This is a genomic window from Curvivirga aplysinae (assembly GCF_009711445.1).
GTDB lineage: Bacteria > Pseudomonadota > Alphaproteobacteria > UBA8366 > Aestuariispiraceae > Curvivirga > Curvivirga aplysinae.
Map to the genome: position 1 here is coordinate 24677 of NZ_SMMC01000214.1, position 13569 is coordinate 38245.

The 13569-nt window shown below is 41.4% G+C and carries 12 protein-coding genes; 7 read left to right on the forward strand and 5 right to left on the reverse strand.

What is annotated here, in order from left to right:
• The first annotated feature begins 100 nt into the window (after positions 1-100).
• Positions 101-868: a DUF1223 domain-containing protein gene (locus E1160_RS16130; RefSeq protein ID WP_155157086.1), complete on the forward strand. Its 768-nt coding sequence runs from the start codon at positions 101-103 to the stop codon at positions 866-868.
• 1 nt (position 869) lies between these two features.
• Here the strand turns inward: E1160_RS16130 and E1160_RS16135 are convergent, their stop codons facing one another.
• Positions 870-1196, reverse strand: coding sequence for a heavy metal-binding domain-containing protein (locus E1160_RS16135; RefSeq protein ID WP_155157088.1), 327 nt, complete (start codon positions 1194-1196; stop codon positions 870-872).
• Between the two features lie 332 nt (positions 1197-1528).
• Here E1160_RS16135 and E1160_RS16140 point away from each other — a divergent pair, with 332 nt between their 5' ends.
• Both E1160_RS16140 and E1160_RS16145 read left to right on the forward strand, forming a co-directional pair.
• On the forward strand, positions 1529-4054 hold the full coding sequence (locus E1160_RS16140; protein ID WP_218048959.1) for a PAS domain-containing hybrid sensor histidine kinase/response regulator: 2526 nt from the start codon (positions 1529-1531) through the stop codon (positions 4052-4054).
• Positions 4051-5118, forward strand: a complete 1068-nt coding sequence (locus tag E1160_RS16145) for an HD domain-containing phosphohydrolase (protein WP_155157092.1) — start codon at positions 4051-4053, stop codon at positions 5116-5118. The genes E1160_RS16140 and E1160_RS16145 overlap by 4 nt, the downstream gene beginning before the upstream one ends.
• A 46-nt stretch (positions 5119-5164) precedes the next feature.
• Here the strand turns inward: E1160_RS16145 and E1160_RS16150 are convergent, their stop codons facing one another.
• Positions 5165-6040 (reverse strand): phytanoyl-CoA dioxygenase family protein, encoded by an 876-nt coding sequence (locus tag E1160_RS16150; RefSeq protein WP_155157094.1) that lies wholly within the window; start codon positions 6038-6040, stop codon positions 5165-5167.
• A gap of 97 nt (positions 6041-6137) precedes the next feature.
• Between E1160_RS16150 and E1160_RS16155 the strand changes: the two genes are divergently transcribed.
• On the forward strand, positions 6138-7034 hold the full coding sequence (locus E1160_RS16155) for a LysR family transcriptional regulator (protein ID WP_155157096.1): 897 nt from the start codon (positions 6138-6140) through the stop codon (positions 7032-7034).
• A 2-nt stretch (positions 7035-7036) separates the two neighbouring features.
• Here E1160_RS16155 and E1160_RS16160 read toward each other — a convergent pair whose 3' ends face one another.
• Positions 7037-7534 carry a GNAT family N-acetyltransferase gene (locus E1160_RS16160; protein ID WP_155157099.1) on the reverse strand — a complete coding sequence of 166 codons (498 nt, stop codon included), beginning with the start codon at positions 7532-7534 and terminating at the stop codon, positions 7037-7039.
• Positions 7535-7888: 354 nt separating this feature from the next.
• Here E1160_RS16160 and E1160_RS16165 point away from each other — a divergent pair, with 354 nt between their 5' ends.
• Genes E1160_RS16165 through E1160_RS16175 form a run of 3 tightly spaced genes read left to right on the forward strand, consistent with a single transcriptional unit; the run spans position 7889 to position 11491 of the window.
• Complete coding sequence (locus E1160_RS16165; RefSeq protein ID WP_235914187.1) at positions 7889-9112, forward strand: ABC transporter substrate-binding protein; 1224 nt, start codon at positions 7889-7891, stop codon at positions 9110-9112.
• A gap of 16 nt (positions 9113-9128) precedes the next feature.
• Positions 9129-10859, forward strand: a complete 1731-nt coding sequence (locus E1160_RS16170) for an ABC transporter permease (RefSeq protein WP_155157101.1) — start codon at positions 9129-9131, stop codon at positions 10857-10859.
• Positions 10859-11491, forward strand: coding sequence for an ATP-binding cassette domain-containing protein (locus E1160_RS16175; RefSeq protein ID WP_155157103.1), 633 nt, complete (start codon positions 10859-10861; stop codon positions 11489-11491). Before E1160_RS16170 ends, E1160_RS16175 begins: the two co-directional genes overlap by 1 nt.
• Here E1160_RS16175 and E1160_RS16180 read toward each other — a convergent pair.
• Complete coding sequence (locus E1160_RS16180) at positions 11488-11913, reverse strand: hypothetical protein (RefSeq protein ID WP_155157105.1); 426 nt, start codon at positions 11911-11913, stop codon at positions 11488-11490. The two genes, E1160_RS16175 and E1160_RS16180, sit on opposite strands and share 4 nt — an antisense overlap.
• A gap of 122 nt (positions 11914-12035) precedes the next feature.
• On the reverse strand, positions 12036-13469 hold the full coding sequence (tldD, locus tag E1160_RS16185; protein ID WP_155157107.1) for a metalloprotease TldD: 1434 nt from the start codon (positions 13467-13469) through the stop codon (positions 12036-12038).
• Positions 13470-13569 lie beyond the last annotated feature (100 nt).

Genomic DNA, 13569 nt, shown 5'->3' on the forward strand with positions numbered 1-13569 from the left:
TTTAGTCTCTTCACAGCTATGTGAGCAGTCTTGATTGGGTTTTGTGAGATCAAGTTTTTATAGTGTAGATGGATGTGATTAGTATAAACGAGGAAAATCCATGAGCAAAACAACAGATGTCATTTCCTTTGATTCAAGAATAATCTTATTGGGTTTTTCTTTATGTATTTTTGCTTTGGGTTTTACGATGAAAAGTTGGGCTGCTTCCTCTTTGGACCGACCTGTTGTGGTTGAGCTTTTTACCAGCCAAGGCTGTAATTCATGTCCACCAGCGGAAAAGTTCTTAAATAAATTAGCAGAACGTGACGATGTAATAGCTTTGGAATTTCATGTGGATTATTGGGATTACATTGGGTGGAAAGATCCTTTTGCCAGTCCGGAATATACCAAACGTCAACGTAGTTATGCGGGCCCGTTAAGCATGCGGTATATTTATACACCGCAAATGGTGATTAATGGTAAACGTCATGAGGTTGGTTCTCGTGAAATGTCGGTTGAAGTCGCCATCGATGAAGAAAAAAATCGACCATCTGAAGCGATGCCAGTTTTGCATCTTAATCATGGTGAAAATGATGTGAATATTCGCGTGCAATCAAATGGCGTCAATGCGAATGCGCTCTATGATATCATATTGGTAAGCTATGATGCGCGCCATGAAACAAAAGTCACAAGAGGCGAAAATAGAGGCAGAACTTTGATCAGTTCAAATATTGTTAGAGATATGCGTGTGGTGGGTCGTTGGACAGGCGAGGATATGGAGTTCAATATACCAGTTCATGAATTATCAGGGGATGGAGGTTGTGCCGTATTATTGCAGGAACGTGGCGGCGGTCCCATTCTTGCTGCCGCCATGTTACCACTATCTTAGTTTATATTTTCTCTACTGTTACAGCAGTGCCACTTGCAACAACCATTAACATAGAACTTTTATCACCAAGTGTTTCATAATCTAAATCGCAACCAATAACTGCATTGGCACCTAAATCTGCGGCACGCTTTGTCATATCTTCAATGGCGGTTTCTTTACCTTCATTTAAAACTTTTTCATATGAACCGGAACGGCCGCCAACAATATCACGAATGCCTGCAAAGAAATCTCGAAATATATTTGCACCAAAAATTGTTTCACCACTTACGATGCCGTGATAGGCGGTGACTTTATATCCTTCAAGGGTGTCTGTCGTACTTACTTGCATTTTTGTTTCTTTCTAATTTAGGTCAAACTGTTAAGGTTGGCTTCTTCTCATTTTGGAACAGATTATCAAAGTTTCAAGGGTAAAGATAATCTTGTATTCAAGCAATATTGCATACGAAGTAGAAGAGATAGAGACTATTCTCTTGAAAAAAGAATAGTAAAGAGACAAAATATTTAAATAAAATACAATATAATAACGTGTGATGATTGTGACTGATCAAAAGCGCAGGGATCAAAGATCAGGCCTGATAAATGGGAACTCAAAAGTCGGATAAAAAAGACCTCATATCAAGAATGCCAGCTTATTTATTTGTGGCATTTATTGGATTCTATTTGAGTATCGGTGTCTTTCTGCTGTCTCAATATCATTCCAGTAAAAATGAATATGGTTTTTTGGAAGATAGCGGTAATTATTCAGAGATAGAAAGAATAAAAACAGAGCTATTTGCTATCCATCAGGGGCTTGGTTTTGATGGCTTGTCATATCTTCATCATAAGGCAATTAGGACTGGTGATATAGATGTAGCCTTGCAGGTGAAAGATCAAATAAATATCCTTCAAAACCAATTGGCCAAGATATCGGATTTGCTTGATAAAGATGGAAAAGACATCCTTATTCGATTGAGTATAGGATTACATGCTTATGATAAGCAAATCTCTGATTTTATAGCGGTATTAAATTTGGGTGACGACTATATTACTTTTGTTCAAAGTAATCCGGTGGATCGTTCTTTGATTGCTGAACCTTTAGCTGAGTTAGGTAAAGTTATATTTGATAAATATCAGCAAGAAGAATCCAAAAAAGTTTCATTTCTCCAAATTGCGGAAGTTTATGTTTATCTCGCCTATTTCAGTGTTTTATTTGTTGTCGGTGTTGCTTTTTTGATCTGGCGACAGCGGCAAACTATGGATCGATTACAGTTGAGATCGCAACTTCAACTTAATAATCGTTTAGCCGAATATAAAACACTCATTACAAATGCAAGCGATGCGATCATATATATTGATCAGGAAGGGGTGGTTAAATACGTGAATCCTGCAGTAACTTCAATGTTTGGATACGAGGCGGATGAACTTTTAGGGAATAATGTCAACCTGTTATTGCCAATGTCCGAACGTAAGGATCATGACGCTTATCTCAAGAATGCCCGACTGCATAAAAAAGATGTAATTAATTTTAATAGGGGTGCTTTGCAGGGATTACATAAAAATGGCTCAACATTTATGATCGACTTAAACGTCTCAAGAATTGAAATAGAAGGTGCCCCACATTATGCGGGTATCTTAAGGGATGTTTCCGAGCGTGAACGAACGCAAAATGAATTGATAACTTTATATCAGGAAGCGCCAATTGCCTATGCCACAATTCAACTCTCAGATGGCAGAATAACTCGACTAAATAAAACATTTGAAAGTCTTTTGGGATATAAGGCAAATGATCTGCTTGATAGTAATATTATGGATTATCAAGCAGATGTAGAAGGTCGGATCGAAGCCGCGCAGATATGGGCAAATTTCTTTAAAGGCATAGAAATGCATGATCAAGAAGTTTGTTTGCGTAAGGCCTCGGGAGAATTAATCTGGGTCTCTATTTCTGCAGTTATTGTAATTGATGATGAAGTCGGCCTTCGAGAAGGTCGGGTTACTATGCTGGATATTTCAGATCGTAAAGAGGCCATTGAAAAACTTGAAGATGCGATTCATCAAGCTCAGAATGCGAATGATGCGAAAACTCGGTTTCTTTCCAATATGAGTCATGAATTACGCACGCCTCTTAATTCCATTTTGGGACATGCACAATTACTTCTTAACAGTAAAAGACATCAATTAGCAGAAAGGCAGCAGCGGCAAGTCTCTACTATTTTAAGCAGCGGAAATCATCTTTTGTCCTTGATTGATGAGGTTTTGGATATGGCGCGTGTAGAAAGCGATAAAGACGTTCTTAGTGAAGAGGTCGTTAATATGCGTGAGGTTCTACAAGCTGTTTGGGAACAATCCTTAATATTACCTACCCAATTAGATAAAGATGTGCGTTTTGACCTTGAATTGGGCAACAAAGATTTTTTTGTTTATGCTGATATGAGGCGTTTAAAACAGGTTTTTCTAAATCTTTTATCGAATGCTGTGAAATATAACAAAGATGGTGGACAGGTAAAACTGAGCTGTGAGTTTCCTGAAGTAGACTTATGTCGGGTGACTGTTTCGGATACGGGTTACGGCATTGCTGAAGATAAACTAAGTGACGTTTTTTCACCTTTTAAGCGGTTAGGTGCAGAGCTCACACAAGTTGAAGGTACCGGGATCGGTTTATATCTCACTAAAATGCTGGTTGAAAATATGGGGGGTGGGATCGGTTTGAATTCTGTTGAAGGAGAAGGAAGTAAGTTTTGGGTAGAATTCCCCTTGGTTGCGGAAGAAGAAAAAGAAGACAGCGAGCCTGTTTTCAGTGGTCGCAGTCTAGAAACCGTGGATATGGAAAATAAGGTCATTCTTTATATTGAGGATAATCTGCAAAATATCTCGTTTATGGAAGCCTTTGTTGAAGAGTTAGATAATACGGCATTGGTGGCTGCGATGGATGGTGAAGCTGGATTGTCCATGGCGAAAATGTTGAAACCGGATGCAATATTACTGGATATTAATTTGCCTGATATTGATGGTATTACCGTGATGCAGAAAATGCGTACTTTACCTGAAATCAGAGATATCCCAGTTGCAGTAGTAACATCTAATATTGATCCAGATATACAGGATGTTATGATGAATTTAGGTTGTAAGGCATATATAAGAAAGCCCGTCGATTTGGCTTTGATCGTGGATTTTTTGGAACAAAGTTTTGATGGAGATAAAAAGTCATGAGCCAGTTGGACATAATTCTTCAGCAATCGAAAATTTTGATAGTTGATGACAAATTAGAAAATGTTCAGCTGTTAGAACACATGTTGGACGAAGAATATTTTGATAATGTTTACTCAACGACAGACCCCACTAAAGTTGTCTCGCTTCACAGAGAATATGATTTTGATATTATCTTATTAGATATCCGGATGCCTGAGATGTCCGGTTTTGATGTGATGGATGCGTTAAAACCGGAAATCAAAGAAGATGATTATTTACCTGTTTTGGTTTTAACTGCTGAAACCGATGAAATAACACGTCAAAAAGCCTTGGAAAAAGGTGCAAGAGATTTTCTGGTAAAACCTTTTAAACATTGGGAAGTTATGCAGCGTATTCGCAATATGCTGGAAACTCGATATTACTTCAAACAACAAAGAATGAAAGTGGATGAGTTAGAAGGAATTGTTGAAAGGCGGACACAAGAAATTCGTGCGTCTCAACTTTCAGTGGTCCGTATCCTTGGTAAGGCGTCAGAATATCGGGATAATGAGACAGGCATGCATATTATCCGGATGAGTAAGATTTGCGAGATGATTGCACGAGAGATGGGAGAAAGCGAACAATATTGCGAATTAATACTGAATGCGGCCCCCATGCATGATGTAGGGAAAATCGGTATCCCAGATAGCATTCTATTAAAACCAGGGCGTCTTGATGCAGAACAGCGTGTGATTATGGACACCCATGCGGAAATTGGTGGCGAAATCTTGAATGGATATGATACGCCATTGATGAATATGGCCTGTGAAATCGCGGTATGCCATCATGAGAAATGGGATGGATCAGGCTATCCCAAGAAATTATCTGGTAAGGACATACCGATTTCTGCACGAATTGCGGCCGTGGCAGATGTTTATGATGCTTTGTTATCTGTGCGCCCCTATAAGAAGCCATGGAGCTTGGAAGATGCTGTTGAAATGATCAAATCCAGTGCAGGCAATCATTTTGATCCTGATGTGGTAGATGCGTTTATGCGTATTTTGCCCGAAATTAATGAAATGCGTGGTGAATTCCCCGATGATTAATAGACAAGGGCTTCAATCTTGAAGCCCTTTTTTTGCCTCTTAAAATCTAGGCGGCATTTTCTTTATGTTTCGCCTGTTGATCAAAGAAAGAAGCGGATTTTGGTTTTTGTGGCATATCCATCTCATAATCCACAGAACGGATTTTGTTAGTTTTTTGTCCACGAACAATTAGGCCTTCATACTCTGTTGGCACGGGGTTGGGAGAGACAGGAATGGCATCTTCGGCTGAATAGACACAGATAAATAATGTGCGTGGCTTATCTGAATTATTTGGCGCAGATCCATGTAAGGTACGTGTATGCATTAACGCTACACTGCCTGCCTTGCCTGTGCAGATGACAGATTTTTTAATGCAATCGGCTGTTACGTCATCTTTGACCGCGCCTGTAAAAACGCCATCATGCCATAATGTATGGATTTCCTTTTTATGAGATCCAGCAACAACTTCTAAAGGACCGTTTTCTTCGGTCACATCATCCACCATGAAAAGGCAGGTAATCAGATCATCATTGGTATGAGGGGTGAAAGGAAAATCCTGATGCCATTTAACGACAGTTTTGGTCTTTGGCAATTTAGAATTGATCTTCGAGTGATGAAATTTAACATTGGCACCAACCAAGTCAGCGACATAATTCCCAACATTACTGTTGATCATGGCATCATAATAAGCCTTAGAGACTTCAACAGGTGCATTTACCCGGCGTAAGCCCGGTTGAGCGGCGTTGTGGCCCGTTTCTAAATCAAAGCGCGGGCGTCCATCGACAGTTTCACCATATGGATTTTCAAATTTACGGCTTTCATCAACCCAATTATTAAAATCATCTTTCATCTGCTGTAATAGTTCAGGGTCAATTGCGTTTTCGACCACTAAAAAACCATCACGATTAAATTGTTCAATTTGCTCTTTGGTTAAGTTTTTCATTTGGCTTCCATCCCATATTTTAATCTCTGGAAGAAAGAGTATCGGATATAGATAAATCAGAAAAACTGTTTTATATTTCCATTGAGGAAAGAAAAATATGGTTAAATATACTCTTAAACAATGTAGCTATTTCTTATCAGTCGTTGATGAGGGGGGCATTGCACAAGCATCGCGCACATTAAATATTTCCCAACCTGCCATTGCCCAAGCACTTGATAAGTTAGAAGATATATATGGATTTCAGCTTTTCATTCGCCATCATGCACGGGGGATGGAACTCACATCTCAAGGACGAAGCTTTCTGATTCTGGCGAGAAATTTAGTGCAAGAAGCCAATCGTATGGAACGTGATGCTTTGTCTATCGCGGCTCATAAAAAGGGTAAGATTCGTATGGCTTGCTTTCATACAATTGCGCCTTTTTATCTTAGCGATTTAATTACTTCCTATATGAAGCAAGCATCATACATTGAAATAGAGGCTCGTGAAACTTTTCAAGATGAAATTGTATCCCATCTGTTAAAAGGAGAGGTTGATCTGGCATTGACCTATGATATGGGATTAGCGGGATCAGATTTGGATTGGATCGTTCTAACAAGACTTAAGCCATATATTTTGTTACCCAAAGAGCATCCATATTCTATGCAGAAGAGCTTACCACTGGGTAGGTTATCAGGGGATAACTTTATCTTGTTTGATGGTCCTTATAGCCGAGAGTATTTTAAAGGTATCTTAAGTCATGCGGATATCAATCCACAAATTTCTTTCCGTTCCACAACCATGGAATCCGTAAGATGTGCTGTTGCAAGTGGCTTGGGTTTTTCTCTTTCTGCGATGCGTCCTCAAACGCGTGAAACATATAATGGAGGTGAGGTCGTTGCCATAGAGATCGAAGATGATGTGCCCGCACTGCCTCTTATTCTTGCTTGGCGCGCTGGATATCCACCCTCGCAAATGCTTCAGGATTTCATCGACTTTACCAAGTCGAGATTTTGATATTAGCGGGCTGCTGTTATCTGCCCCGATAATTTTGAAAGATAGCCTTCTTTAAACTCTAGCCCCATAAAGGTTAAAGGGGCTACAGGGCCGGGCAGTTGGAGATTGGAAATGACATCTTCGCTATAGCCGAATGGTTTATAATAGTCAGGACGCCCAATAATCAGCATGGCAGGGTAACCTGCGGCTTTCACTTGATCATGTCCTGCTTGAATAAGACGTCTACCCAGGCCTTGACCTTGAAGGTCAGGTTGGACTGCAAGTGGACCAAATAGTGGAATCGTCTCTCCATTAGGTAGGGTGACTGGCCAAAATCTGAGAGACCCAACTAAGTTGCCATTTTCATCCTTTGCAGTCATGCATAGTTTTTCATATGCATCAATACCGTCTCTGAATTGATAAACGGTTCTTGTTTTCCGATCTGTACCAAAACAGGTATCGATCAGTTGTGTGATGTCAGCTTTGTCGGTTATGTTTTCGGCTTGAAGGGTAATGGTCATAGTTGCCTCTGATACTCTTTAAATTTTATCCACGCAGAGTTTCAGGGCAGGAATATTGAGGCCTGTTCTCTACGACATGCAGAAACGAACGGCGGATGCGATCCGGCGTCGTTCATTGCTTCGTCGTCGTAGGTTTAAACTTGTCAGGCCCACTTTGGTCTTCCCGAAAGAAAAATTAAAATATCAATAATTGGCTTCTATCCTGCAAATTCAGATCCGGCAAGACAGAAAATAACAAAATGTGATTTTATTCATCGTCGATCTGACATCACATTTACGTGTGATTGAAAACTAGCGGCTGACAATCTTTGCTTATGTCTGTAGGAAAATCAGTGTATAAGAGGAAAGTTAACAATGAGGCAGAATATGCGTAATTTCTTTCAAAAACTGGCTGCACCAGTCGTGGCGGGAGTGATTTCTCTAGCGGCTTTAACCGGAACTACTTTTGCGGAACAATGGGAAAAAACAGTTGTTTTGGCAAATGGTCAAAAAGTTTACTGGAATGCTTGGGGTGGGAGTGAAACCTATAACAACTATATCAGTTGGGTTGTAGATCGTGTTGAAGAAGATTACGGCATTGAACTAATTCATGTGAAATTAACAGATACTGCGGATGCTGTACGCCGTGTTCTGGCGGAAAAATCGGCGGGGCGCGATGAAAATGGAAGCATTGATTTAATCTGGATTAATGGTGAGAATTTCCGTCAAATGAAAGAAAACGGATTACTATTTGGTCCGTTTGTAGAGAATCTTCCAAATTTCAAATTAATTGATACAGATGAAAAGCCGTCCACTATTTTGGACTTTACCCTGCCAACAGATGGATATGAATCTCCATGGGGAATGGCGCAGCTGATTTTTATTCATGATCATGCACGTGTGCCAAATCCGCCAAAAAGCATATCTGCCTTTATGGAATATGCGAAGGCGAATCCGGGTCGTGTGACATATCCCGCTTTACCTGATTTCACAGGCACAACCTTCATGAAACAAGTTTTATATGAGGTATCTGATAATCCGTCTCGATTACTGGTTGATGCGGGTGATGAGTTTGATCAGGAAACAGAAAAACTTTGGGCATGGCTAGATGAAATTCGTCCATATCTATGGCGTGAAGGAAAGCAGTTTCCGAAAAATGGTGATGAAATGATTCAGTTATTGGATGATGGCGAAATTGATTTTGCTTATTCCTTTAATGTTGGAAGTGCTTCTAATGCGATACAGGAAGGTAAATTGCCTGAAACAGCACGTAGTTTTGTGATGGAAAATGGCACGATCGGCAATACTCATTTCGTCGCGATTCCCTATAACTCCGCTCATAAACAAGCGGCCCAAGTGGTGGCGAACTTCTTAATGTCACCAGAAGCGCAAGCCCGTAAACAAGATCCTGAATATTGGGGTGAGATTACAGTTCTTTCCATGTCCCAGTTAAAGGATGAAGACAAGGCGCGTTTCAATACCATTCCGCGTCATGAAGCAACTTTATCTAATGATGAATTGGGGAAAAGTTTGTCTGAACCTCATTCAAGCTGGATGACAATGATAGAGGCAAAATGGCTTTCAAAATTCGGTAGCTAGGCAATAATAATTTTAGATGCGGTTCTTCAAGGATTTATTCTCGCCGGATTATTTTCCAACTTTTCCGGCATTGGTTTTAGGCTTGTTCCTGATACCTGTTTTTGCGGGTGTTTTGGGCAGCCTTTTACCCGCATTAGGGTATTTTCCTGCTTTGGGCGGTTATAGCTTTTCTTTAGACATTTGGGAAAGGTTTTGGTCTTATCCTGCTGTTGAAAGCGCAGTATTGCGGTCTTTCTGTATTGGTATCATTGCTACCTTTTTGGCATTTGCTTTCTGCCAACTAATTTGCGCTTGTTTCTATCAAACAAAGATGTTCGATAGAATCCTGCGTGGATTAAGTCCGATATTATCGATACCACATGTTTCTTTAAGTTTGGGATTGGTGTTTCTGTTAACGCCGTCTGGCTGGATTTTGCGTCTCATATCGCCTGAACTGACAGGTTTTGATCGCCCAGTACCTGTTTCTTTTTTCCCAGATATATATGGTGGCAGTTTGGTTATTGCCTTAGTTGTGAAAGAAATACCATTTTTGTTGATTATGACGCTTGGGGCTATGAATGAAATACCCGTAAACCGGGGACTTCGTGTTATGCGTGGGCTCGGCTATGGACGTTTGATGGGGTGGTCCAAGGCGATATTACCCCAGATATATGGTCGAATGCGTTTACCTGTTTTGGCTGTTTTGGTGTTTTCTGTATCTGTTGTTGATATGGCAATTATTTTATTGCCTTCAAACTCACCCAATCTGGGTATTCTAGTATTGCGCTGGTTCAATGATGGGGATTTGTCATTTCAATATCAAGCTGCAATGGGGGCGATGATTCAGATGATGATCGCTTTCACCGCAGTTTTAGTTTGGATTCTGTTGGAACAGATAGGTAAGTTTTGGTTATCCAAGTCGGTAATGCATGGGCGGCGCTATGTTTTTTCTTCCAGTTTGGTTGAGGCCGGTGTTGCAAAGATCATGCGTATATTTTCCGGTTTGGTATTTCTGTTAGGTGCGTTTTCTATTGTTATTTTATTCGTCTGGTCTTTTGCAGGGCGTTGGAAATATCCGGACGCCTTACCATCTTTATGGACAATAAAATACTGGTCGCGTCATCTAGACGGGGTTGGGGATGCCTTATGGCATACCATCTGCCTTGGTTTGTTTGCGACTATCCTATCTCTTATTCTGGTTATTGGTTGTTTGGAAACACAACAAGATCAGCGGAAGCGTTTTGTTTATGCCATGCAGATGTTGATCTATGTGCCATTGCTGGTACCGCAAATAGCTTTCCTGTTCGGTGTGCAGCTTTTTACACTGACCTTGCATTTGGACGGTGTTTATATCGGGGTGATTTGGTCGCATCTTCTATTTGTGCTTCCCTATATGTACCTCTCTTTGCAAGGGCCTTATTCCAACTTGGACTCACGTTATATTCATACGGCCAAGGTATTGGGGCAAGATCGTCTTCGTATTTTGTTTAAGATTAAGTTACCCATGTTATTACGCCCAATTCTTATTGCCTTTGCGATTGGTTTTGCCGTGAGTATAGCCCAATATTTGACCACTTTATTTATGGGGGCGGGACGTATCGAAACATTAACCACTGAGGCGGTCGCGCTCAGTAGTGGAAGTGACCGCCGGGTCATTGGTATTTATGCATTTGTACAGGCGATTTTGCCTTTTATTATCTTTGGCATTGCGACAATCTTACCAAAATGGATATATGCAAATCGCCTTGGTATGTTAGGGGAACGTTAATGAGCCTGCGCCTAGAAGATGTTCAGATTAAATTGGACAAGAAATCTTTATTTGATCCGATTTCCTGCCTCGTTAAAGATGGGCAATGCCTGACGTTAATGGGGCCATCGGGGGCTGGTAAATCTAGCTTGTTAGATTATATCGGCGGTGGCTTGTCACGTGATTTTACAGCGTCTGGTAAGGTTTATGTGGATGAGGTCTCAGTGGAAAGATGGCCTGCAGAGACACGCCGCATCGGCATTTTATATCAAGATGATTTACTTTTTCCTCATATGAATGTGGCGCAGAATTTAAGTTTGGGTATTTCAGCTGAAATTAAAGGTATTGAGCGTAAATTGCGGATTAAGCAAGCCCTGAAAGATGCGAATCTAGAAGGGTTTGAGAAACGCGATCCAGCCCGTTTGTCTGGCGGTCAAAGGGCACGGGTGAGTTGTATGCGGATGTTGTTATCGGAACCACGTGCCTTGTTGTTGGATGAACCGTTTTCTAAGCTAGATCAGGAATTACGGGAACGTTTTCGTGGCTTTGTGTTTGGTAGAGCTATGGATTTAAAACTACCGATGATTATGGTTACACATGATCCGGCAGATGCAAAGGCGGCAAATGGCCCTGTTATTGAAATCGGGGCCTAATGTTTTACAGCGGCTTTTTCGCCATCCACAATCAGGGTCTTACTGATTTTATGTTCATGCCCATTTTCGTCTTTGGCCCAATATTCAAAGGTGATTTCATCTTCTCCTTGGCGTGTAGCCACATGATGATTGTTTTGGATAAGCTTTCCATAAGCTTCTACTTCATATTCTAAAAACGCATCGACACAGGTCTTTTTGGATTCAACGCAAATTTTGCCGCGGGTGATCACTAGATCAACACCATTCGTTTCGCGGAAAACACGGGTATGACTAAAAACCTGTCGACCATCTTTCACCGAAAACGAAATATCAAGAATATCCAAAAGCAGGTTTGCCTTTGGACTGTCCTTACTTTCAGTGTCATTACAGGCAGATAAAGTAAGTAATATAACAATACTGCAAAAGACTGAAGCTAACCGCATCTAGTTAACGCCTTATATAATCAATCAGATAGCCCCTCTGATTTAGATGTATTATATAAAGCTATATCCAGATAGCAATTTGGATTTGGGAAAAAGACTGTTTTGGGGAATGATAGCTAAGTTTAAGCCGCTGTCCCACCAACAGTTAAATCGTCAAGACGTAAGGTTGGTTGACCAACGCCAACAGGTACGCCTTGGCCATCTTTACCGCATGTGCCAACACCTGGATCTAAGCTCATGTCATTGCCGATCATGGAAATACGGGTCAGGGCATCGGCACCACTACCGATCAAAGTGGCGCCTTTCACAGGGGCACCCAATTTACCATTTTCGATTTTGTAGGCTTCTGTGCAGGAGAAGACGAATTTACCATTTGTAATATCCACCTGTCCGCCACCGAAATTCACGGTGAAAATACCATCTTTCACAGATTCAAGTATTTCTTGTGGATCACGATCCCCGCCTAACATGTAAGTATTGGTCATGCGCGGAATAGGCATATGAGCATGAGATTGACGACGACCATTGCCGGTTGGGTCGACTCCCATCAAACGTGCATTCATGCGGTCTTGCATAAAGCCTTTTAAAATACCATCTTCGATTAACACATTTCGTCCGGCTGGGGTGCCTTCATCATCAATGGTGATAGAGCCACGACGATCAGGGATTGTACCATCATCCACCACGGTCACGCCCGGCGCTGCCACACGTTCCCCAAGCAAGCCTGAGAAAACGGAAGTTTTCTTGCGATTGAAATCACCTTCCAACCCATGACCAACAGCTTCATGCAATAAAATTCCAGGCCAACCGGGGCCGAGAACAACTGTTGTTTCGCCCGCAGGTGCAGCAACAGAATCAAGATTTACAACTGCTTGACGTAATGCTTCGTCAACGGCGCCCTGCCAATGATCAGGGGTGACGAATAATTCATAGTTGGAACGACCACCGGACCCATGGCTGCCGCTTTCCATGCGGTCGCCTTGTTCCACAACCACCGATACATTTACGCGTACCATCGGACGAATATCTGCCAGATGTAATCCACCCGGACGCAAGATATGCACCGCTTGCCAGCTGCCACCGATACTGGCGCTGACTTGTTTGACGCGTGGGTCTTTGTCACGGGCATAGGCATCCATCTGATGTAAAAGATCGACTTTATTTTCAAAAGTCATGTTACCCAACGGATTGTCATCTGTATACAGTGCCTGATTGGTGGCGCGTGGCGCATCAGCCAATATGCCTGAATGACCAGATTTTACCGCTTTCACCGCATCAGCTGCACGTAAAAGGCCTGCTTCACTCATATCAGATGAATGGGCGAAGCCTGAAACTTCACCTGACACGGCACGTAAGCCGAAACCCTGAGATGTGTCATAACTTGCACTGCGGATACGTCCATCTTCAAAAACAATATTTTCAGATTGTTTATATTCTAAAAACAACTCACCATCATCTGCCCCTTTTAAGGTGTCATTCACGATGGATTCCGCGCGTGCTTTATCTAATTCGCCGTCGGTGAAAAAAATAGAGTCGGTTTTAGAGACGTCAGACATTCCTGTATCCTTTTATTCTATCTTCTGTATATATGTTGAAACTTTTGATGTCTTATCTTGGCCTAATAGCATATAAGAGTTTGGTTCTTGTATAGGAAAC